Source organism: Methylophaga sp. UBA678 (genome assembly GCF_002299105.1).
GTDB classification, from domain to species: Bacteria; Pseudomonadota; Gammaproteobacteria; order Nitrosococcales; family Methylophagaceae; genus Methylophaga; species Methylophaga marina.
Window position 1 is genome coordinate 139,585 of record NZ_DBNG01000006.1, and the last position, 23,168, is coordinate 162,752.

Annotated in this window: 23 protein-coding genes; 13 read left to right on the plus strand and 10 right to left on the minus strand. The window is 43.4% G+C overall.

Going from position 1 to position 23,168, the window contains the following annotated elements:
- Nucleotides 1-57 precede the first annotated feature (57 nt).
- Nucleotides 58-642, plus strand: a complete 585-nt coding sequence (locus tag B3014_RS02510; RefSeq protein WP_289244335.1) for a YigZ family protein — start codon at nt 58-60, stop codon at nt 640-642.
- On the opposite strand, the gene B3014_RS02515 is transcribed toward B3014_RS02510, so the two are convergent.
- The 7 genes from B3014_RS02515 to B3014_RS02545 all read right to left on the minus strand — a co-directional run bounded on the left by B3014_RS02515 (nt 629) and on the right by B3014_RS02545 (nt 5,045).
- Nucleotides 629-1,270: a class I SAM-dependent methyltransferase gene (locus B3014_RS02515; protein ID WP_289244336.1), complete on the minus strand. Its 642-nt coding sequence runs from the start codon at nt 1,268-1,270 to the stop codon at nt 629-631. The genes B3014_RS02510 and B3014_RS02515 overlap by 14 nt on opposite strands.
- Nucleotides 1,271-1,993, minus strand: coding sequence for a DUF445 family protein (locus B3014_RS02520; RefSeq protein ID WP_289244337.1), 723 nt, complete (start codon nt 1,991-1,993; stop codon nt 1,271-1,273).
- Nucleotides 1,986-2,270: a hypothetical protein gene (locus tag B3014_RS02525; protein WP_289244338.1), complete on the minus strand. Its 285-nt coding sequence runs from the start codon at nt 2,268-2,270 to the stop codon at nt 1,986-1,988. Before B3014_RS02525 ends, B3014_RS02520 begins: the two co-directional genes overlap by 8 nt.
- Nucleotides 2,271-2,289: 19 nt before the next feature.
- Nucleotides 2,290-3,582, minus strand: coding sequence for a M18 family aminopeptidase (locus B3014_RS02530; RefSeq protein ID WP_289244339.1), 1,293 nt, complete (start codon nt 3,580-3,582; stop codon nt 2,290-2,292).
- Between the two features lie 76 nt (nt 3,583-3,658).
- A complete protein-coding gene (locus B3014_RS02535; protein ID WP_289244340.1) occupies nt 3,659-4,114 on the minus strand; it encodes a hypothetical protein in 456 nt (151 codons plus the stop codon).
- A 39-nt stretch (nt 4,115-4,153) separates the two neighbouring features.
- On the minus strand, nt 4,154-4,579 hold the full coding sequence (locus tag B3014_RS02540; RefSeq protein WP_289244341.1) for a hypothetical protein: 426 nt from the start codon (nt 4,577-4,579) through the stop codon (nt 4,154-4,156).
- Between the two features lie 4 nt (nt 4,580-4,583).
- Nucleotides 4,584-5,045 (minus strand): YcgN family cysteine cluster protein, encoded by a 462-nt coding sequence (locus tag B3014_RS02545; RefSeq protein ID WP_286304552.1) that lies wholly within the window; start codon nt 5,043-5,045, stop codon nt 4,584-4,586.
- Between B3014_RS02545 and B3014_RS02550 the strand changes: the two genes are divergently transcribed.
- From B3014_RS02550 to B3014_RS02560, 3 genes are all read left to right on the plus strand, one after another.
- Nucleotides 5,044-5,523 (plus strand): DUF6231 family protein, encoded by a 480-nt coding sequence (locus B3014_RS02550; protein WP_289244342.1) that lies wholly within the window; start codon nt 5,044-5,046, stop codon nt 5,521-5,523. The genes B3014_RS02545 and B3014_RS02550 overlap by 2 nt on opposite strands.
- A gap of 68 nt (nt 5,524-5,591) precedes the next feature.
- Nucleotides 5,592-7,679: a polyphosphate kinase 1 gene (gene ppk1 / locus B3014_RS02555; protein WP_289244343.1), complete on the plus strand. Its 2,088-nt coding sequence runs from the start codon at nt 5,592-5,594 to the stop codon at nt 7,677-7,679.
- Between the two features lie 7 nt (nt 7,680-7,686).
- Nucleotides 7,687-8,442, plus strand: coding sequence for a ParA family protein (locus B3014_RS02560; protein ID WP_289244344.1), 756 nt, complete (start codon nt 7,687-7,689; stop codon nt 8,440-8,442).
- Nucleotides 8,443-8,444: 2 nt separating this feature from the next.
- Here B3014_RS02560 and rlmKL read toward each other — a convergent pair whose 3' ends face one another.
- The gene (rlmKL, locus tag B3014_RS02565) at nt 8,445-10,649 is read right to left on the minus strand and encodes a bifunctional 23S rRNA (guanine(2069)-N(7))-methyltransferase RlmK/23S rRNA (guanine(2445)-N(2))-methyltransferase RlmL (RefSeq protein ID WP_289244345.1); all 2,205 of its coding nucleotides are present in this window, start codon (nt 10,647-10,649) and stop codon (nt 8,445-8,447) included.
- A gap of 49 nt (nt 10,650-10,698) precedes the next feature.
- On the opposite strand from rlmKL, the gene yhbY reads away from it, so the two are divergent.
- The 5 genes from yhbY (at nt 10,699) to hrpA (ending at nt 17,019) form a co-directional block, all read left to right on the plus strand.
- Nucleotides 10,699-10,992, plus strand: coding sequence for a ribosome assembly RNA-binding protein YhbY (yhbY, locus tag B3014_RS02570; RefSeq protein WP_286304546.1), 294 nt, complete (start codon nt 10,699-10,701; stop codon nt 10,990-10,992).
- Nucleotides 10,993-10,996: 4 nt separating this feature from the next.
- Nucleotides 10,997-11,587 carry a nitroreductase family protein gene (locus B3014_RS02575; protein WP_289244346.1) on the plus strand — a complete coding sequence of 197 codons (591 nt, stop codon included), beginning with the start codon at nt 10,997-10,999 and terminating at the stop codon, nt 11,585-11,587.
- Nucleotides 11,588-11,613: 26 nt separating this feature from the next.
- On the plus strand, nt 11,614-12,081 hold the full coding sequence (locus B3014_RS02580; protein ID WP_286304544.1) for a pentapeptide repeat-containing protein: 468 nt from the start codon (nt 11,614-11,616) through the stop codon (nt 12,079-12,081).
- A gap of 74 nt (nt 12,082-12,155) precedes the next feature.
- Nucleotides 12,156-13,103: a DUF481 domain-containing protein gene (locus tag B3014_RS02585; protein WP_289244347.1), complete on the plus strand. Its 948-nt coding sequence runs from the start codon at nt 12,156-12,158 to the stop codon at nt 13,101-13,103.
- A gap of 28 nt (nt 13,104-13,131) precedes the next feature.
- Nucleotides 13,132-17,019: an ATP-dependent RNA helicase HrpA gene (gene hrpA, locus B3014_RS02590; RefSeq protein ID WP_289244348.1), complete on the plus strand. Its 3,888-nt coding sequence runs from the start codon at nt 13,132-13,134 to the stop codon at nt 17,017-17,019.
- Between the two features lie 6 nt (nt 17,020-17,025).
- Here hrpA and B3014_RS02595 read toward each other — a convergent pair whose 3' ends face one another.
- The gene (locus B3014_RS02595) at nt 17,026-19,365 is read right to left on the minus strand and encodes a putative bifunctional diguanylate cyclase/phosphodiesterase (RefSeq protein WP_289244349.1); all 2,340 of its coding nucleotides are present in this window, start codon (nt 19,363-19,365) and stop codon (nt 17,026-17,028) included.
- A 480-nt stretch (nt 19,366-19,845) separates the two neighbouring features.
- Between B3014_RS02595 and B3014_RS02600 the strand changes: the two genes are divergently transcribed.
- From B3014_RS02600 to B3014_RS02615, 4 genes are all read left to right on the plus strand, one after another.
- Nucleotides 19,846-20,247 (plus strand): c-type cytochrome, encoded by a 402-nt coding sequence (locus B3014_RS02600; protein WP_289244350.1) that lies wholly within the window; start codon nt 19,846-19,848, stop codon nt 20,245-20,247.
- Between the two features lie 75 nt (nt 20,248-20,322).
- Complete coding sequence (locus tag B3014_RS02605) at nt 20,323-20,613, plus strand: PepSY domain-containing protein (RefSeq protein WP_289244351.1); 291 nt, start codon at nt 20,323-20,325, stop codon at nt 20,611-20,613.
- Nucleotides 20,614-20,619: 6 nt separating this feature from the next.
- Nucleotides 20,620-21,303 carry a response regulator transcription factor gene (locus B3014_RS02610; RefSeq protein WP_286304537.1) on the plus strand — a complete coding sequence of 228 codons (684 nt, stop codon included), beginning with the start codon at nt 20,620-20,622 and terminating at the stop codon, nt 21,301-21,303.
- The gene (locus tag B3014_RS02615) at nt 21,290-22,642 is read left to right on the plus strand and encodes an ATP-binding protein (RefSeq protein WP_289244352.1); all 1,353 of its coding nucleotides are present in this window, start codon (nt 21,290-21,292) and stop codon (nt 22,640-22,642) included. The genes B3014_RS02610 and B3014_RS02615 overlap by 14 nt, the downstream gene beginning before the upstream one ends.
- Here the strand turns inward: B3014_RS02615 and yjgA are convergent.
- Nucleotides 22,639-23,163 carry a ribosome biogenesis factor YjgA gene (yjgA, locus tag B3014_RS02620; protein WP_289244353.1) on the minus strand — a complete coding sequence of 175 codons (525 nt, stop codon included), beginning with the start codon at nt 23,161-23,163 and terminating at the stop codon, nt 22,639-22,641. The two genes, B3014_RS02615 and yjgA, sit on opposite strands and share 4 nt — an antisense overlap.
- Nucleotides 23,164-23,168: the final 5 nt, after the last annotated feature.

Here is a 23,168-nt window from a genome sequence, read left to right on the forward strand (position 1 = left end):
GTTGTTAGGCTCGATATGGTAAATTGTTGGCTTGTTTTTTCCTATAGCCGAGTGTTCATGGCCACAGAATTTTACACCGTTGAGACCACCACTGAGGTGGAATATGAAATAAAAAAGTCCCGTTTTATTGGCGTTATTATGCCCTGCCAGAGTGAAGATGACGCCCTACGTAAATTAGGTCAACTCGCTCGACAACATCCACAAGCCAATCACCTCGCTTTTGCCTGGCGAATCCGCCAACCAGAAGGCTTTTTAACTGAACGTTTTCATGATGCCGGTGAGCCATCAGGTACAGCGGGTCGTCCGATACTCGCTCCTTTGGAAGGACAAAGTCTTATCAATACAGTCATTGGCGTAATTCGTTATTTTGGCGGTGTAAAACTGGGCACTGGCGGACTTACCCGCGCCTATGGCGCAGCAGCAAAACAAGCGATTGCTGAGGCTGATATCGTTAAATGGGTAGAAATGGCAGAAATGACATTAGAGATTGATTACTCACAGCTACAACTCCTCGAATACCAGCTCAAACAATTACGTGGGGAAATTATCGATCAGAGTTTTACGGATAAAGTCGTGGTGAGCATCGTACTGCCTGCACAACATCAGCAAGCTATCCGACAACAATTTATTAGCGACTATTAGCCTCTAACATAATCAGTCGTCCATTAATATACGGTTTATTAAAGTGATATTTATCAGCAATATAGCTGATTGTATTACGGTGATATATGAATACATGCGTCGGATCATTCTTATAATTCCAGCGATGAAAATCGATCGCCTCGTGATAGATCTCCGTCATACAAAACAGTCGCCCGCCTGGTTTTAAACAATCTCTGAGCAGAGCAAAACTGTTTGCCGGTTGATGGAAATGCTCGATGACTTCACAGCTGCAAATATAGTCGTATTGTTGCTTCAACAGCTCATCATCATTAAAAAATAAAGGGTCATAGGCTGCAATGGTGAAACCTGACTGATTTAAGAGATGCGTAATCACCGGTGCATGTCCTGCACCGAAATCAAGCCCCTGATGATGCGATTTAAAAAACTGTTGAACAGCTTGGGTAATCGGAGAAACAAAGTGTTGAAAGCGTTTATCTTCTACATCATTTAAGTGTTCCAGATAACGGCACTGTTCTGCTTGGCGATCCGGCCATAAGGCCGGATCCATAAACACGCCATAACAAAAATCACACTGATGATATAAACGCTGTTTGAACTGATAAAACACCCCGGCCTGATGTTGGCAGAGTGGACAGGGCACCGTCATCTAAATCGGTAAAAAGCTGGTAATAAAACCAATCAAACCGCCAAACACCCCACCCCAGACCACTAGCCAGCCTAAATGAGTGCGTATCATGTCTTGAACCATATTCTTCACCATTAGCGGCGTGAGTTCATCAAGACGTGATTCCACTATATGTTCGATTTGCATATGGATATCATCAAACACGGCATGACTGTTGAGTTTTGAACGAATGCTTTGCTGAAATGAGTCACTGTGAGCAATATCATCCAAAGAACGTGTCATTTTTTTAATAAACGGCTCTCGCAGGGATTCGAGTGCAGACTTACCACCAAACATAGAGAGCATGCTGCCAAAAGACGACTCCATAATCGTCGCAACCAGACTATCGTAGACGGGTTCTAAATCCGTATTCTCAATAACATCCGAGAAGTCCAGCGGGTGTTGCGCATTATCAGCGACCAGTTCAGCCAGAAACCTATCGACATTTTCTTTGCTAAAAAACTGTTGCATGACCAGCTTATGGATACCGGCCTTAAACTCAGCAAAACGTTCTACCACGACACCTGAACCATAGAGTCCCGGTACTTTCTCGAATAGCATATGAATGGCTATCCAGTTTGTCAGACTACCGGCCAATGCAAACAAGCCGGTAGCCAGAATCGCCTTTGAGGCGTTTGAATCAATAAATAATCCGGTAGCAACAAATGTGGCTGCTACCAGGTGGGTTATTAAACTCTTATTCATCGGTCCATTTAGTGAGTGCGTTGATAATTTGTGAAGCTTGGTCACGGCTTGAAATATTAAATTTAGAACGCTGGTTGTACTCGCCATTGCGTTTTTGATAACGACGAATGGTGTATTTATCAGGACCAAAGTCACCGGTTTTACGATCAAGATCCTGATAACGGAACATTACTGTTGCCCATGCGCCTTTTGTCAGAATCACTTTGTCTAGCTCTTTAACCGTCATCGTGTCACCTTCATGGTATTCAACGGTTAATTCGTCCACTGTCTCAGCCATATGGATAAAAACTCCTCAATTATTTTTGATTGAAATAGGCGGTCAATACTTTATGTAGCATCACCGCATCCTGACTACCTGCTAATTCGCGAATGGAATGCATGGCAAATGTTGGCAAACCGATATCGATCGTCTTTACACCGATATGAGATGAAGTAATAGGCCCAATGGTACTCCCACAAGCCATATCTGTTCTGACCACAAAATCTTGAACCGGTACATCATTCTGTTCGCATAATTGTCTGAATAAGGCACTGGTCTGACTACTGGTAGCATAACGCTGATTGGCATTGGTTTTAATAACCGGTCCTTTGTTTAGTAAAGGACCATGTTCAGCATCATGTTTATCTGCATAGTTAGGATGAATGGCATGGGCATTATCCGCTGAAATCATCAACGACTGTTCGACCATACGCTGATACGCTTCATTGCCATCGACGACTCGTTGTAATACGGCTTGCAGGAAAGTGCCCTGTGCGCCAGAAACAGATTGACTACCAACCTCCTCATGATCATTACATACCAGTAATGCCGATCTTGTATTGTCTGCAGCAAGTAAAGACTGCAACCCAACATAACAGCTCAGTAAGTTATCCAGCCTAGCGCTTGTTATGAAATCCGCTGATAAGCCCATTACTGCTGCTTTTTGCGTGTCATAAAAACACATTTCATAATCCAACACCCGACCGATGTTGATCTCAGGATGCTGCTGTCGGCATTGCTGTTCTAATAGCGCCCGGAAATCAAGTTTATCTCCGTCATCCATCTGAGCAAGAATCGGGGGCAGATGCAATTGCGGGTTGATACTGCGATTTTGATTCGCCTCTCTGTCCAGATGAATGGCCAGACTGGGGATAGTGGCAATAGGGTCTTTGAAATCAATAATGACTTGAGAAATTTGGCCTTGCGGATCCTCATAACTCACTCTGCCAGCAAGTGACAAGTCACGATCAAACCATGGGTTTAATAAGGCACCACCATACACTTCAACACCAAGCTGAAACAGGCTTTGTTGCACTTTTTCTGGCTTAGGTTTCACTTTCAGGCATGGGCTATCCGTATGTGCTCCCACCATACGAATCCCCGTATTGCTTAAATCATCCCCAGTTAAGGTGAATGCAATAATCGAAGCCTCACGAATAACAAAATAATGGCCTGCATTTAACTGTCCCCAACTATCGGCTTCATGAAGCTGCTCAAAGCCCTTATCTTCTAATAATGTCTGCAGAGAAGCTACTGCATGGTACGGGGTCGGTGAAGCATCGAGGAATTGGCATAAACCCTGGTTAAAGTCGCTTGGCGAATATTTCATAATCAACGTCACATTACATGGGAGTAATAAAAGATTGGCTTATGATACCGATTTTCAAGCGGGCTTGTTACTGATGTTAATCATCAATTATCTGACCACGGTAGATTCGCAATGGCTTTTTGACTTTCGGCGATGGTGTTTGTGACACTACAGTTCGTTCATTTTCCTCAATTTCGACGCCGCGATAGATGCGTTTTTTACTGGCTGAAACCGGGTGAGGCACATCGTCACGAACAGAATCAAATGATACATTTAAAAAACGAAATATATTGGTGTCATCATCAAGAAAACTTCGGCCAGCCAATGGCATTTTGACGTTAGGTTTAAACGAATAACGCTCTACCTCCATCTCAGACCAATGTTTTAATACTTGTTCGCCACGATGAGGACCATGAGATAAAGCCACTACCCTGCCTTGTTCAAGCAAGATATGACAGGCACGATTTTGTATTGTGGTTATAAAGAAAGTCCCAGTCTGTTCTGCCTGAGACAGCGTGTAGAGTTGTTTGAGAACTTCCGTATTATCTATCATAGATTGCAGAGCGAGGGTTGATGAGTTCGGTTTAGCTTATTACAGCTCGTCATCCTCTTTCACTTTTTTTCTGGGCCGTTTCGATAAACCACCATGTAAACGACAGCGATCAGCGAGTGCGCCCATCCCCCATCCTTCAGGTGAACGGATGGCGACAGATCGTTTGCAACGCTTACCACCTGGCAGGCGCGCACCGCATTCTGGTCGATAACGTTTTACTTTTTCCCAGCCTTCTAGTGTTTGTGATGCTTTTCGAATCACTTTCACTTCTCGAGGTGCTAACTGGTTCTGGTCAACCGGATGCGTTTTCTGATCAGTTTGTCGCCACCAGTAACGCACAACAGGAACAGGGAGACCAAATCGGCGAGCCAGATCATCAGGTTTACGGTAAATCTCCATTTCAAGCAGCAGGATGGCTGCTTGCTCTAATCTGGCTGTAAACTCTCGGCTCTCTTGTGGTGTCATTTAACTAGTCAGCCTCGTAACTCAGCGAAATGATGGCTTCGGTTAACTCTTCTACATCATCTTCTGGCTGTGCAATTTCACGAACTGAGATGCCGGCTTGGTGAACACTGTCTGGGTTACCTGTTATAAGAGGATGCCACTCGGGTAAATCTTCGCCTTCGGCTAAGAGACGATAGGCACAGGTCGCGGGTAACCAATCGAAATAATGCGCGTTTTCAATACTTAATTGAATACAGTCAGGGACGATGGTTTGACGATTATCGTAGTCTTTGCATCGACAGCTGTTGATATCTAATAAAGAACAGGCGGCTTTGGTGTAATACATGCGCCCATCATCTTCATCTTCTAGTTTATGAAGACAACAACGTCCACAGCCATCACACAGGCTTTCCCATTCATCGTGTGTCATCTGACTGAGACGTTTATGTTTCCAGAACTCAGTAGATGTTTTATCCTGCTTAGTCATGACTGATTCAATCGCCCTATCCAGCTTACTGACACCTCTCATCGAGCAGTTTAATCCTAAAACGATTTTAACGGCTGGAGAGACAGCAGCAAGTTGTCTGCAAACCGATAATGATACTAGATTGCAGCATCTCGCGACACCGTTTACACAACAGCAGCTTCAACATATCGAAGCGGTAGACCTGGCTGTTATCAGTCATTTAACGGAGTCCATCGACAAACCTGCTGCTCAGGCATGGCTTGGCACAATCAAGAATCAATATGCGCCCCATGTTATCCTGATTAGCCACACTGAATTAGCGACGAAGAACCAATGGCAATTTACTGATTACCTGGCGATGGGATTTAAGCATATTGCGGGAACAGAAGAAGGTTTGCGTATCTTCAGTTATGCAATAGAAAACTACCAGCCCAAACGAGATTGGCTGAACAGTCGTTTTTGGGCAAATCCGGAAATGTATGACAAATACCGCTGGTAATTCATCGCATTGTCATAAAACTGCATTATTATAAAAAAATCTGTGTAATAACGATCTGCAAAGGCAATATGACTGAAGAAAACACTCTCGATTTAAATAACCCGGCTCTTTACATCAACCGTGAATTAAGTTTACTCGAATTCAACTGGCGTGTTTTACAGCAAGCACTTGATACCAATGTGCCTTTGCTGGAACGTCTCAATTATTTGTGTATCTCCAGCACCAATCTGGACGAGTTTTTTGAAGTACGTGTTGCTGGTTTGATTCAGCAGATTGAAATTGGTGATCCCTACATCGAATCCGATCAAATCACGGCTCAGGAATGCCTCAAATTAATCAACCAGCGCGCGCATGAGCTGGTTGAAGAGCAATATCGTGTGCTCAATGAAGTGCTTTTACCAGAATTAGAACAAGAATCGATTCAGGTTCTACCTCGTTCACAGTGGACAGACGAGCATAATGCCTGGCTGAAAAACTACTTTCAGGAAGAAATCTTGCCGATTCTCAGCCCAATGGGCCTAGATTCGGCACACCCCTTCCCTCGCTTACTCAACAAGAGTTTGAATTTTATTGTGTCACTGGTGGGTAAAGATGCATTTGGCCGTGACCGTGGTTATGCCATCTTGCAAGCACCTCGTGCACTGCCACGTGTGATTCAGCTTCCAGCTGAAATGCATGCTGAAGGCGAATATAAGTTCGTTTTCCTGTCATCCATCATCCATGCCTTTGCTGAAGATTTATTCTTTGGCATGAAAATAAAAGGCTGTTTCCAGTTCCGTGTCACACGTAACAGTGATTTAGCCATTGATACAGAAGAAACTAGTGACCTGCTGGCCACCATTGCTGACGAACTCACCCAGCGTAACTACGGTGATGAAGTTCGTTTGGAAATTGCACACAACTGTCCGGAAGATATGGTGGAATTCCTGCGTAATGAATGTGCGATGGAGCGTGATAATGTCTACCTGGTGAATGGTCCTGTCAATTTGAGTCGAATTCAAACTGTCTGCTCATTAGTTGATAGACCTGATCTGAAATTCAGACCATTCACACAAGGTCGGCCAAGTGGCTTAACTCTGGATGTCGATATCTTTGATGCGCTGCGTAAACAAGATATGCTTTTGCACCATCCTTACCAATCGTTTACCCCCATCATCGACATGATTCGTCAAGCAGCGGCGGACACCAGCGTGCTTGCAATCAAGCAAACCCTCTACCGTACAGGCGCTAAATCACCGATCGTGGATGCCTTGGTCAGTGCCGCTCAGGCGGGGAAAGAAGTCACGGTTGTGGTGGAATTACGCGCTCGCTTTGATGAAGAAGCCAACGTCGCGCTGGCATCTCGCCTACAGGAAGCTGGCGCCCATGTGGTGTATGGCATTGTGGGTTATAAAACACATGCCAAAATGCTGCTTATTCTAAGAAGAGAAAATGGTAAGTTACGACGCTACGTTCACCTAGGTACCGGTAACTATCACCGCAGTACCTCACGCATTTATACCGATTACGGTTTACTGACCTCTGATAAACAAATTGGTGAAGATGTAAACAATCTGTTTATTCAGCTCACCAGCCTCGGTAAAATTCCGCAAATGCATAAACTGCTGCATGCCCCCTTTACCTTGCATGAAGGCTTACTGGCCAAAATTGAAAAAGAAATCGAATCTGCCAAGGCTGGTAAACCGGCCAGAATCATTGTAAAAGTCAACGCGGTTGTTGAGCAGGAAATGATTCAGGCGTTCTACCGTGCATCAATGGCTGGGGTAAAAGTCGATTTAATCGTCCGTGGTATCTGCTGTCTCAAGCCTGGTGTTGAAGGCTTGTCTGACAATATTCAGGTCAGAAGTATTATCGGACGTTTCCTGGAGCATACGCGGGTTTTCTACTTTGAAAATCAAGGTTCACCTGAAATCTGGGCTGGCAGCGCCGATTTAATGAAACGAAATTTATTACGTCGTGTGGAAACCTGCTTCCCAATTGAATCCAAGAAATTACGTAATCGTATCTTGGACGACTTGGAAATCTATCTTTCAGATAATTCACAGGCGTGGATTTTAAATGCTGATGGCCGTTATCATCGTGTTGAAAAAGAAGATGACGCTCCATCAATTTCTGCGCAAACGACCTTATTAGAGCAAATGGCTAAGTCGTTCTAATCTCGTTATGGAAACCATTGCTTTTTTCAATCTGAAAGGCGGCGTCGGTAAAACGACGTCCGCCGTCAATATCGCCTGGCATGCCGCTAATGAAGGTATCCCCACACTGATATGGGACTTAGATCCACAAGGCGCATCCAGCTGGCTGTTGAATACCGATGCTCAATCGGAAACAAAACCCAAAAAATTACTCTCGGGCAAAACGCCTATCGGTGATTTGGTCAGAACGACCGAGTTTGACCACTTGGATATCATTCCCGCTGACTTTTCTTTCCGTCACTTGGATAAGCAATTGAGCGAACAAAGTGATCAGGGTAAAAAGAACCTGATTGCCAAACTGGTAGAACCGTTCAGTGAAAATTATGCATTGATGATTTTGGACTGTCCGCCTAGTTTTTCCCTACTGACAGAACAGATTTTTGCTACAGCTGATTCCTTGTATCTACCGTTGATTCCGACGCATCTGTCGTTAAGAACATTTGAACAAACCCGTGACTTCTTTAAAGAACATAAATTAAAGCCTAAACGTCTACATGCTTTTTTTAATATGGTGGACAGACGTAGAAGCATGCATCGCGTGATGCTTGCCCATCCACCTAAGATGCTAAAAAATGGATTAAAAACAGCGATCCCCTATGCTGCTGTGGTAGAAAGAATGGGGGATCACCGTCAACCATTACCGGCATTTGATAAACAATCAAACGTCAGTCAGGCGTATGCTGAATTATGGCAAGAAATCAAACAAACCTTGTCTGAATTTTAAAATCATACGGCAATTTTGATTCGCCAGCATCGATGAATCTTTTTATTTCGCTCAAAATCACGCGGTATGGTCGTTACGCTGATATCGTCGATCGTCAGTTGACTCAAAGCATCAGTATCTAATTCAAAATCACGACGGTTAGTCGAAAATATCAATTCGCCGTCTATTGTTAATAATGCCGCTGCTTGTTTGATAAGCGCGACATGATCACGCTGAATATCAAACACGCCTTCCATACGGCTTGAGTTAGAAAACGTCGGTGGGTCCAGAAAAATCAGGCCATAACGTTTGTCATCTTCTATCGCTTGTTGCAACCACTCAATACAGTTCGCACGAACATATTGATGTTGTCCACTGACGAAACCATTTAAGTGCATATTATCTTCTGCCCAAGACAAATAGGTATTAGACATATCGACACTGGTCGTTGATTTTGCTTGACCTGCAGCCGCATAAACACTGGCTGAACCGGTATATGAGAACAGGTTGAGAAAGTCTTTACCTTTGGCTAAGTCTCTCACAAGTTGTCTGGTATCACGATGATCCAGAAACAAGCCTGTATCTAAATAATCGGTTAGGTTGACCCAAAAACGCAGTCCATTTTCACGCACTTCAATACGTTGATTTTTGGCTGCCTGAGCTTCGTACTGCTCTTTACCACGTTGTTTCTTCCTGACTTTCAGTGCCACCTGAGTAACAGGGACTTCGAATACTTCAGGAATGATCTGCATGGCTTCCTGTAGTCGCTCTATCGCTTTCTCAGGATCGATTTGTTTGGGGGGAGCATATTCCTGAACATGGATATGTTCGTCATAAAGATCAATCGCCAAAGCATAATCAGGCAAGTCAGCATCATAAACACGATAGCAACTGATATCTGATTTACGCGCCCATTTGGCCAGATGCTTTTTGTTTTTCTTTAAGCGATTAGCAAACATCGCTCCCTGCTCTGTCATCTCAACAGGTGCATGTTCTTTATCATCGAACTCTTCGTCCACAAATTGTGTAGGCGTTGAGCTTAACTCATTAAAACGAACAGGTCGTGGCGCACGGTAAAACAGGACATCACAGGCAATTGGCCCGTTATCAAACGGCACACTGTCGAAAAGTGTTAAGCCCGTAAATTTACCTAATTGTGCATTATCGGTAATCAGTGCAGTTCGCCAGCCTGAAAACGATTCATTAATAATATTGCCCAGGCTTTCATACAGATAATGTAACTCATCAGCACGACCGATTCGTTCACCATAGGGAGGGTTACATACAAACAAACCTGCTTTAGGTAAATCTGCAGCCAGTTTCGGCCATTCAGTTAAATCGCGCTGATTAACCTGAATACGGTCATCTAATCCTGCTTCAGCAATATTATTTTTGGCCGCTTCAATGGCTCTCGCATCAGCATCTCCGCCGACAATAACTGGACATCTGGCCAGGCCAGACTGTCTTCTTCGCTCGGCATCGGCTTTGAGTTGTTTCCAACTATCTTTGTCGTGTTGTTTCCAGGCGGTAAACCCGTAATAGTCACGCAAAATACCGGGAGCGATGTCGGCAGCTATCATGGCAGCTTCTATCAAAAAAGTGCCAGAGCCACACATCGGATCAATCAATGCCCAACCCTGCCTGGCTAATTTTTGCCACTCCGCACTGAGCAGAATAGCGGCAGCTAAATGTTCTTTTAATGGTGCAGTCGTATTGCTGACTCGATAACCACGCTTATGCAGGCTGTCACCGGATAAATCGATACTCACAGTGGCTTGATTGTGTTTGAGGTAGACATTAATTCGCACATCCGGCTGGTATAAGTCTACCGAAGGTCGCAGACCAAACAGTGTACGAAAGCGATCGACAATCGCATCTTTCACGCGCTGTGCACCGTATTGGCTGTGTTTTATTTTTGACCGGAAACTATTGAAATCAACAGCAATGGTGCTATCAAGTTCGTGAATATGTTCTTCCCAGGGAAGTGCATTCACCCCTTCGTATAACTGCTCTGGTGTCTCAGCATGCAAATGGGCAATAGGTAATAATACCCTGATGGCTACACGGGACCATAAACAGACCATGTAAGCATCAGCCAACGTGCCGGTGAAACGGATATTCCCCTGATCTTGCTTGGTATTTTTGATACCTAATTGTTTTAGTTCATCCGCAAGCAGTGGCAACATACCTCTTGCTGCTGTTACCGTAAACTTGTGTTGTTTAGCCATATTGCCTTCCTGATATAATCAGATCATTTTAATACAGGTGAGCACACTAATGGCAGTTACTGACAAACAAAGACGTTATCTAAAAGGGCTTGCCCACACATTAAAACCGGTTGTTATGATTGGTAACAGTGGTTTAACAGAATCTGTTCTTGCTGAAATCGATAATGCACTGGAACACCACGAGCTCATAAAGGTCCGAGTGAGTGGGCAAGAACGCGCAGATAGAAAAGCCATGTTAGACAAAATTGCAGAAGAAAGTGGCGCAGATTTAGTTCAAGTGATCGGACATATTGGCGGTTTTTATCGCCCATCAAAAAAAGCTTTAATTCAACTACCAAGGTGATTGTATGATTCAAAAACCCGCTGACACAGCTCAACCCATCGAAAAAGTCATGGCAGAACGCTGGAGTGGTCGTGCATATGACCCTACCGTTATGGTGTCCCAAGAAGAAATCACTGCACTTTGTGAAGCTGCACGCTGGGCCCCTTCATGTTTTGGGGATGAGCCATGGCGTTATCTGGTTTGCGATAAAAATACTGACCGCACTGCATGGGAAAAACTGTTATCAGCCTTGGCCCCCGGCAATCAGGAATGGGCAAAGAACGCCCCAGTGTTAATTTTAGCGGCTTCAGTCCCTCTCTTCAGCCAAAATGATAAACCTAACCGCTGGTCAGGGTATGACACCGGTGCTGCCAGCATCAGCCTTTGCTTGCAAGCAACATCTATGGGGTTAATGAGCCATCAAATGGGCGGCTTTGACGATAAAAAAATCCGTGAGGCATTTGCCATTTCTGAAGATATTCATATGTGGTCAGTGATCGCCATTGGTCATCAGGCGGCACTGGACAATTTGACCGAGGAACAGTTAGAAAGAGAACTTTCTCCTCGTCAACGTCGTCCTTTAGAACAAGCATTTTTCATGAATAAGTGGTCATAAAAAATAACCTTATTAGGAGAGAGAAAATGAAAAAAATGCTGATTGTGCTTGGTTTATCCATGATAGCCACCACGGCTTCTGCTTATGAAAAAGTCTATCTGGATAGATTACTTAAATCCTTACAATGTAATTATTGTAATCTGAGCGAAGCCGATCTAAACGGCCATGAATTAAATGGTGCTGATATGAGTGAAGCTAATCTCAAGGGAATCAATCTAAGCAACGCTAAACTACATGGTGTTTGGTTCACACATTCCAGAATGCAGGGTGCGATTCTCGAAGGTGCGACCGTTACCAATGCACTGATGGATTATGCTGAATTGAATGGTGCAAACCTAAGAAAGGCCAATCTCTCTGGTGCTCAGCTCATTTTCGCGGATCTCACTGATGCGGATTTAACCGGTGCAAAGCTTGAAGGCGCAAAATTACGTGGCGTGATGTACTGCAACACTACGATGCCAGATGGTGAAGTCAACAATAGCGGATGCCCATAACCGCACAACAGTATGAACGTTCAAGCAGCCTGATTCAGGCTGCTTTTTTATGTAGGATGCGGAGGAATTCGCTAGTGTCGCCAATCAGATATCTATTATTAGCTATTTTGTTAACACCACTAGTTACGCATGCAGCCCTAAGTAAAATTGAATTGATTAACGGTGATACGCTTACCGCTGATGTCGTCGCTGAAACAGACGACACATTAAAACTTAATCACCCCTTGCTTGGTGTGATGGTTATCCCGAGAGCACGTATAAAAAGCCTTGTCTCATCGACAGATACAACGCCTACACCGCCGCCACCAGAAAAAAAACCAGAAGTGAAACATGTAGAGGCTGACAGAGGTTTGTTCGGAACCGGGCTTTACACCAACTGGAAACGTCGGCTTGACCTTGGCTTTGGTGGTACTGCCGGTAAGTCCAGCACAAACCAACTGAACGTTGGATTTAATGCCGATTATGAATCAAAACAAATGCGGACTGCGCATAAAACCGCGTTCTTCCGAGCCGAATCTGATCATGAATTATCTTCACAAAGTTTTTTTACTTCAATGAACCGAGACTGGTTAAGACCCAACTCTCCCTGGTTTCAGTTTGCTGGTGGACGTTTTGATCTGGATGAATTCAAAGACTGGGATTACCGTGCTAATGCCAGTTCTGGATTTGGTTATGAGTTTGTGAATACAGATTCTTGGTTATTCGTGGGGAGAAGCGGTCTCGGTTTTAATAGAACCTTTGGCGGTGAGCAGCAGGACTTTACACCAGAGGGAATGTTAGGAATTGAAACCAAGTGGAGTATGAATCAATATCAGCATGTAGAGTTTTCTAATACGTACTACCCCAGCCTCAATGACCGCGATTACCGTAATCTCACCTCTTTCGACTGGATTCTGGACTTAAATAGCTTCGTGGGTGTGGCACTTAAGCTTGGTATTACCAACGAATATGACTCCACCGTACATGATGATACTGAACCCAATGATTTTAAATATACTGTCTCGTTAGCCTGGAAGCTGTAGAATACCTGCTTTTTGCTGTAAACATACTGTGAATAACGCTGAGCAAAACTTAACGCAACTTATCCAGTCCTCCATGCTATCTGATCGTTACCGTCTTCAACGTCAGTGGCAGCAATTACGTAAAAATAAGGCAGATGCTGAAAAAATCAGCGCCTTCACTCAGCGTGTGTTGCGATCCGTTGAGCGTGCGCAACAGCGCTTGAACCAGATACCCAAACCGGATTTCAGTGCTGACTTACCCGTTATCGAACGTCGACATGAAGTCGCCAAAGCTATTGAAGAAAATCAGGTCATTATTCTTTGCGGTGAGACCGGCTCAGGTAAAACCACTCAGTTACCCAAAATTTGCCTGGATTTAGGCCGTGGTGTTACTGGCATGATAGGCCATACTCAGCCACGCCGAATCGCAGCCAGAACGGTAGCGACACGTATTGCTGAAGAGTTAGGTTCAGAAATTGGGCAAACCGTGGGTTACAAAGTCCGTTTTCATGATCAAGTGAATGCTGAAAACAGTTATATCAAACTGATGACAGATGGTATTTTACTGGCTGAGACACAAAATGATCGCTTCCTGAATCAATACGACACCCTGATTATCGATGAGGCCCATGAACGCAGTCTCAATATTGATTTTTTACTCGGTTATATCAAACAGCTGTTACCCAAACGCCCTGATTTAAAAGTCATTATTACTTCAGCAACAATCGATACCGAACGCTTTTCCAAACATTTTGAGCATGCCCCGGTGATTGAAGTCAGTGGTCGTACCTACCCAGTAGAAATTCGCTACCGCCCTCTCCTCACAACCGATGAAGACTCACCCGATTATGATATGGTCTCAGGTATTGTGGCAGCAGTTGATGAGCTCTGCCGAGAAGGGCCCGGAGATGTATTGATATTCTTGGCCGGCGAGCGTGATATTCGTGATGTATCAGAAGCTTTACGCAAACATCATCCGCCACAAACTGAAATTTTACCTTTATTCGCCAGACAATCTGCTGCTGAACAAAACCGGGTGTTTAAGACCGGTGGGCAACGACGAATTATCTTATCTACTAATGTTGCTGAAACCTCATTAACAGTGCCAGGCATTCGCTACGTTGTTGACCCAGGAAATGCACGTATCAGTCGTTACAGTGTTCGCAATAAAGTACAACGTCTCCCGATAGAAAAGATTTCCCAATCCAGTGCCAATCAACGATCAGGGCGTTGTGGCCGTGTAGCCGCTGGCGTGTGTATACGGTTGTACGACGAAGAGGATTTTAATAACCGCCCGGCATTTACTGATCCAGAAGTTCTTCGCACTAATCTGGCATCAGTCATTCTACAAATGTCAGCGTTGAAACTGGGTAATCCAGCTAAGTTTCCTTTTATTAATCCGCCGCCACAAAAAATGATCAACGACGGTTATCGGCTTTTAGATGAATTGGGTGCCGTCGATAAACAACGTCGTATTACTGACATTGGCAGACAGTTATCCAAGCTGCCCATCGATCCTAAAATAGCCCGGATGTTGCTTGCAGGTGCGGAAGAAAACAGTCTGACTGAAGTGCTCATTATTGCCAGTGCTTTGAGTATTCAGGATCCACGTGAAAGACCGATGGACAAGCAGCAGGCGGCGGATGAGGCCCATTCTAAATATAAGGACGAACGTTCTGATTTTATTGCTTTTATTAAACTCTGGAATCATTATCACGATAAGAAAAAACACCTTAGTCAGAATAAACTAAGAAGGTATTGTAAAGAGCAATTTCTCTCCTTCTTACGCCTTCGTGAATGGCATGACATCCATCAACAACTGCATGTGCAACTGGCTGAACTGGGCTTAAAATTCAATCAACAAGAGGCCAGTTATGACAGTATTCATCGCGCACTGCTCGCTGGTTTACTGAGTCACATCGCCACAAAAACAGATAAGTTTGAATACACAGGCGGACGAAACCTCAAGCTACAAATATTTCCTGGCTCAGCTTTGCATAAAAAAGGGCCTAAATGGATCATGGCGGCTGAGCTGGTTGAAACCGGTAAATTGTATGCGCGCATTGTGGCTAAAATCGAACCCGAATGGATTGAGCCAATTGCTGGTGACCTGGTCAGACGTCAATACACTGACCCACACTGGGAGAAAAAACCCGCCCAGGTGGTTGCCTTTGAGTCAGTCACACTGAATGGCTTACCCATTGTTAATCGCAGGCGTATTCACTACGGACCTATTGACCCTTCTTTATCAAATGAAATTTTTATTCGCTCAGCATTAGTTGAAGGTGACTGGCATTGTCAGGCAAAATTTTTCCAACATAACCAACGTCTCATTGAAGAAATTGAGTTACTTGAACAAAAGTCTCGTCGTCGAGATGTGTTAGTCGATGACGATACCTTGTTTGATTTCTATCGCAGCAAAGTACCGGATAACATCATTAACGGTGCCGGTTTCGATAACTGGCGTAAGCAAGCAGAAAAGAAAGACCCTAATCTGCTCATGCTAAGCAAAGAGATTCTGATGCAACATCAGGCTGAACAAGTCACCGTCGATCAGTTTCCCGATCAGATTCTTATCAATCGTGTTCCCCTGCCGCTTGAATATCATTTTGAACCCGGTAAAGCCGAAGATGGCATCACCCAGACAATTCCGCTCTCTCTGTTGAATCAGACAAGTAAAGAACGTTATGAGTGGTTGGTACCAGGCTTACTTCGCGAGAAAGTGATTTTCTTGATTAAAGCGCTACCTAAATCATTGCGTCGTCATTTTATTCCAGTACCTCAATATGCCGACCAATGCATCAAATCCATGTCGGCTGACTCGGGCGCTCTATTACCAGCGCTCAGTGAACAACTGAGAAAACTGACAGGTATTGAACTTGATGTGACGGATTGGCGTACTGAAGATCTGCCGCTATATCTGCAAATGAATTTTAAGCTGGTAGATGAGCAAGGTGAACTATTAGATGAAAGTCGTGACCTGGATAAACTAAAAGAAAACTGGGCACGAGAAGCCGCTGCCAGTTTCAGGCAAATTCCTGACAGTGACTATGAAAAGAAAGGACTGACAACCTGGTCATTTGACTCACTACCAGAACATATCACACTAGAACAAAACGGCTTACAAGTCACCGCTTATCCAGCGCTTGTCGATAGAGGGGATTGCGTTGATTTAACCTTAATGGATACAAAACCTCAGGCTCAGGCCTTAACACGACACGGACTTCGCCGCCTTTTCATGTTAAATCAGGCAGATGCAGTCAAGTATTTACATAAAAATCTACCCGATATCAAACAGATGTGCTTGCACTATGCCAATGTGCCGCCATCGCCATACTCAGATGATGCACAAACAGACCTGACGCCGTGTGAGCAACTTAAAACCGACTTAATTCATGTGGCCTTTGACCGCTGCTTTATTTTGGATAAACCGGCCGTCACAGATAAAAATGCATTCGAACAACGTATTGCCGAAAGAAAAAGTGATCTGATTAATCTAGCCGCTAAACTCGCTCAGAGTATTGCTAAGCCGCTTGCTGAATATCATGCAATTGCAAAAAGACTGTCTGGCAACATCCCACTGGCCGCCATTAACTCTGTAAACGATATCAAACAACAATTAAGCTTTTTGATTTATCAGGGGTTTGTGCATGATACGCCAGATGAAGCCTTGACCAGGTTGCCCGTATATTGTCAGGCTGCAGGTATCAGATTGGATCGTCTATTGACCGATCCCAATAAAGACAAACAACGCATGTCCGAAGTCATGCCTCACTGGCAAAAGTTCATCAATAAGGTCAATAAAATCGAAACACCAGCCTTTAGAGAATATCGTTGGATGCTGGAAGAATTTCGTATTTCAGTCTTTGCTCAAGAGCTTAAAACCGCTTACCCCATCTCGGGTAAGCGCCTGGAAAAGCAGTGGCAAGAATGTTGATTATTCTTAAATAATCCATGGTGCGGGGCGCCCCACATGGTAGCCCTGCACAAAATCAACACCAATATGTTGCAAGCTGATTAGCGTCGTATCATCCTCAACAAACTCGGCGACCGTTTTAAGCCCCAGTACCTGACCTATACCGTTGATAGAGTTGACGATTTCCAGGTTAACTGAATTCTCCACACAATCTTTAACAAACATGCCATCAATTTTGAGGAAATCAATGGGTAATTGTTTCAAATAAGCAAAAGACGACAAACCACTACCAAAATCATCCAAGGCAAATAAACACCCTACTTTTCTCAGTTCATTAATAAAATAAAGAGCACTGTGCATATTGGTAATGGCAGCTGTTTCTGTAATTTCGAAACACAGCACCGCGCCAGAATCAACTAAATCAGCAGCATGGATTAACGAGATAATTTTGTCATAAAAGCGTGTATCGCCCAGAGATTGGCCTGATAAGTTAATACCATATACACCACTGACGTCTCGCCCTTCACTACGGGCACGCTCAATACGTGACAAAACATGACTCACTGTCCACATATCAATCGATGCTGCCAGGTTATAACGCTCAGCTGCAGGTAAAAAGTGGCCTGGTGGAATAATTGCGCCATCATCATCAAGCATTCGTATCAATAACTCACAGTGAGGTAAGGTACTGTTTTTCTTTTGTGTAGCCACAATAGGTTGACTGTAGAGTACCAGCCGGTCATTACTTAATGCCTGTTGTATTCTTGAGACCCATCGCATTTCGCCACTACGTTGTACGATTTCCTGATCATGACTGCTAAACACATGGATACGATCTCTGCCTGCTTCTTTTGCGGCGTAACAGGCGTTATCTGCTTGTTTAAAGATATCAGTCATCGTGCTCGTGGGCGTGATGTTGACCATGCCAACACTGATAGAAGAGTTAAACGATAAATCATGATCGATAAATTCAAAATGACGAATTTTATCCATCACTTTGTTCAACTTCGCTTGTGCCTGTGTTGCAGACGTATCCATGAAAAGAATGGCAAACTCATCCCCACTCAGCCTGGAAAGCACATCAGAAGGCTGAAGTTCACATTTGATGAGGTGCGCGATTTGTATCAGTAATTTATCACCTGCTTTATGACCACAGGTATCGTTGATAACTTTAAACTGATCAACATCGATATAACAAAACACATGATTAGGTTCTGTTTGCTCCTGAAGTAGCAGTTGTAGGTGTTTCTCTATGGCAAATCGATTAGGTAATCCTGTCAATGTGTCATGTAGCGCAAGATACTGAAGATCTTCTGAAAGTAATTTCTGCTCCGTAATATCTTGCGCATGAATGACAATGTAATCGACTTCGTTTTTATTATTTCTTACTGCTGAGACGGTGCCTGATAACCATAATGGTTTTTTGTCACGACCCAAGCATTTTTTGGTGATCTGATATTGCTCAACATCCCCTTCAACTAATTTATAAAAATCATTTCCTGGTTGATCAGGTTCATCATCATGCAGTAGTTGCAGCATATTGATGCCTTTGAATTCTGTCTTGCTATAACCAAATAAATCGCAACCCGCTTTATTCACATCAAGAATAATTAAATCAGCATTGGTGACAAAAACGGGAACACCAGCATTTTCAAAAGTCTGTGTCAGAAATACTTCTTTATTTTGTAGCGTTTCAACAAGGTGGGTTTGTGCTTCATTTATCTGAGTTAAATGTTCTACTAGGTGTTCATTTTCTTGACGCAACTGCAGACTTTCCATGACCCTTGCATGCAGATTTCTAAATAACATTGTGCAGGCGATCATATAGGTGATTAATGTCAGCGCTTCTACTTCTAAATCGACATAAAACATAGCGCCTATGATGCAGATTAGCATCGGATAGACATAAGCGACATAACTGGTGAGGCTACTGAGCATTGAATAAATTGCACCAGAACAGAGACCGGCAATGACCAGAGGAATAATCAATTGATGATTAAATTGTGAATCACCATCAAAAGCAAATCCCAGACTGCCCCATGCCAGTCCTGATAACAGCACACCAGCGGCGTATATTTTCTCGTAACGAGCAACTGTCGATGCCGTTTGTTCATGTTCAGTAAAATGACTCTTGAGATAGTGAACAAGCAACATCCTAAAAAGGATGGCCAAAAAAGTAAGCATTCCCCAAATGAAGAGCGAACTTGCATTTTCTGATGAATGTAAAGCAAGCAAAGTCAGAATAAGGATGACAATATTTGTCATACTGGCGATAAAGCCCTGCTGTAACAAAATGCCGACTCGCATTTTGTTAATTTTAAATTTCTGAGCATGTCGCTCTAAGTGAGTTTGGCTAACCGTTTCCAACTTTATTCCAGAATCGTAAATGTATTTAATTATTTGAACTGATTCACACGATGACACAGTTAATCATACTTATTGATGATTTACGTGTGAGACAGTTCACGAGAATACGAAAAATTGATATTCAACACCAGCTTTATTCAGGAGTAGTTCAGTTTAAGTCTGTTATTGTTTTCTTAATGACTGAGACGAGATGAATACGTTTTGATGGTATCTTTTGTTATTGCTATCAGGCATGAGCAATTGTATCAATTCTGCAGCCGAAGTTAAGCAGGTACACTTAGTATTGAAATGAATAGAATAATCATGACCTGTGTCATGGCATGAAAATACGCATTAAACGAAGATAGATGGCGTCAATAAACAGTTCGCCTAGTGAAACAATACCATGCACATTAATGGTAATGACCATTGAGTTGAACGTATAAATAAGACAGGCTGTTGATGTTCTTTATCACTTCAATAACCATATTAAGAGCGGCTATGAACCCTATAAAATCAGTTGCCATTTTGCTTTCATTCGCCAGCACACTATTAGCATCATGTCCATTGTTTGCGGATGGTAGACCATATACAGTGAAAGCAATTAACAAGGTAGACTCTGATACTTTTATTGGCTACAAAGTCTATCGAACCTGGTGTGCACGATGTCATGGCACCTTCGGACAAGGATTGGCAGCCAGTGACTTAACAAAAACCTTAAAAACAACGGATAGAGATGAGTTTTTTACTGTTGTTGCCAGAGGAAAAAAAGGCCGAATTGGGGTAATGCCTGCTTGGCAATCGAATGATAGCGTTATGAAAAACAGAGATAGAATTTATAGTTACTTAAGAGCCAGAGCTGATGGCGCGCTTGGGGCTGTAACACCCGAGTTGATCGACTGATGTCAGTGTTTATGATGAACCTTTACCATTCAATTCAGCTGCTTATATTTACTCACGGAATAGTAAGGCCAAGCCATGTATAGAGTTTTATTAATACTTCTTTTTACCTGTCCACCACTACTTGCATTTGCGGATGAACATCGACCTTACGAACAAGAGCCGGGCAACAACATTAATGAAATTTCTTTACCCTTAACGACACATACAGCAGCTGAACTGGCAAAAGTTGAAACAGGCGGAAAAATCCTTTCCGTTGAAGAAGAGCACTACGGTAGCAAAACGATATTTCGTGTTAAAGTGCTGCATAACGATGGAAAAGTAAAAAATCACCGATTTGATCGTGACTCCGGCCATTCAGTTCCATGAGGTTGCATGCGCGTTTTATTAGTAGAAGATGAGAAACATCTTCGTGAACAAATTACCCAACAATTAAAACAACAAAATCTCACTGTCGATGCTGTGGCAGATGGTGAAGAAGGCCTTTTCATGGGGGCAGAGTATCCCTACGATGTGGCTATTATTGATTTGGGGCTGCCGAAACTATCTGGTATTGAACTGATTCAGTCATTACGCAAACAAGGATTTGACTACCCTATCCTGATATTAACAGCACGTGGTCGCTGGCAAGATAAAGTTGAAGGCCTTGAATCTGGTGCTGACGACTACCTGGTCAAACCATTTCATTTTGAAGAGCTTATCGCACGTATCAACGCACTTAGCCGCCGCGCATCAGGTTGGTCAAATCCAACACTAAGCTGTGGTCCAATCACACTCAACCCGGCCACGCAAGAAGTCACCAAAAACGGTCAGCTAATTGAACTAACAGCTTACGAATATCGTTTACTTCATTATCTATTGCTGCATGCGGGCGAAGTCATTTCAAAAACAGAACTCACCGACCATATCTACGAACAAGATCAAGATCGTGATAGTAATGTCATTGAGGTATTTGTAAAACGTTTACGTAGTAAATTGGATCCAGATAAACAACTTAATCCAATAGAAACATTACGTGGGCGTGGTTACAGGCTTAACCTGCCCCGTGAAAGTCATTAATTTCTCTTTATCCAACCGGGTTCTTGTTGCTGTCAGTCTCGTACTAACAGCGTTTCTGGGTATCTCTGCCATCAGTCTGAATAATGCATTTAAAACCAGTGCAGAGCTGGAACAAAAGAAACGTTTAAAAAACTATGTTTATACTCTACTCACAGCCGCCGAGATCAATGATAAAGGTGAGTTAAAAATGACTCACGATTTGGCAGAACCGAAATTTTCTATACCTAACTCCGGTCTTTATGCACAAATCACCAGTAACGGTAAGATTGTCTGGCAATCTCCTTCAGCAATCGGTCATTTTTTATCTCTGCCTTTTCAACCCGGGCCATCGAATGAACACTACACTGTCGTTGAAATAGATGCAGGAATGAAATTACAAAACCTGGCTTTCGGCATCGTCTGGGAAACTGAAACCGGTAAAGAGCTTGACTACACCATTAATGTGGCTGAAGACATGTCTAACATTAAAGAAACCACAGCCAGTTTTCAGCGTAGTTTGTGGTATTGGTTAGGGGGAACGGGATTAATGCTGTTATTAGCACAATGGTTAATCCTCAAGTGGAGTTTGCGCCCATTACATGACGTTGCCAAAGATTTGCATGCGATTGAAACCGGTGAGCATGATCGTTTAAATGATGAGTACCCACGTGAACTCAAGCAACTCACCAACAATATTAATGCGCTGCTTGATCATGAACAATCACGCCGTCAACGCTACAAGAATTCACTAGCTGATCTTGCACATAGTTTAAAAACGCCCTTATCTGTTTTTCGTGGCGAACTGGCTAATAACCACGAGCTGGAAAACTTGAAGAAAACAGGCTACGAGCAGCTCGACAGGATCAGTACCCTGGTTGATTATCAACTACAAAGAGCATCAACAGAAGGTAAGAGCAGCCTGCTCGCTCCCGTTTCTGTCGGTGAGATTATTCATAAAATCATAGGCAGTCTTGATAAAGTCTATAAAAGCAAAAACATACATGCACAATGTGAGATTGAGCGTGATGCGTACATTCATGCAGACGAAGGTGATATGTATGAGTTATTAGGCAACTTATTGGAAAATGCTTACAAGTACGGTAAGCAAGAAGTGCATGTCATTGCCACCAGTTCAGGGAACATGGTCAAAATCCGTGTCGAAGATGATGGGTCTGGAGTTCCGACCCGTGCAGAAAGCTATATTATTAAACGCGGACATCGTATCGATACCCAGGCTGAGGGACAAGGCATTGGCCTAGCCATCGTCAGCGATATCATCATGGCCTATGAAGGTAATATCCACCTAGAACGTGGCCGCCTAGGTGGGGCAAGTTTTATTGTCGAATTACCGAGAATTTAATCTTGCTGCTGTGACTGAAGGTACTGAAATAACTGCCTCGCTGACTTTGGAGGCTTGTCCTGTTTCGCTTCACGCTGTGCATTTCTGACGAGTTGTCTGACATGCTGAACATCAAAGTCATCAAAGGCATGAATAAGTTCAGCATAGACTTCATTTTCACCAGCCAGCAAACGATCACGCCATTGTTCTAGTTGATGAAACTGCTTTACCTGGCCCTGATGAGGTTGCTTTAATTGCTGTAACTTCGTATTTATCGCTTCGTGATCACTGTTTGCAATCAAGCCACCGATATAACCAACTTGTCTTTTTAATGCACCTTTGCTCATTGATTGTGCACTCAGAATGGCATCATAAAGATCTTCAGATAAATCTAACTTTTGTAGATCTTTTACAGGTAACGCGATTAACGCACGGCCCAGCTCTTTTAACGCATTAAGCTCCTGTTTTACTTGCGTTTTACTTTTCTCAAACTCCCAGTCAGCCGGCCAATCTGCATCCTGATCATGTTCAAAATCTGACATAAATT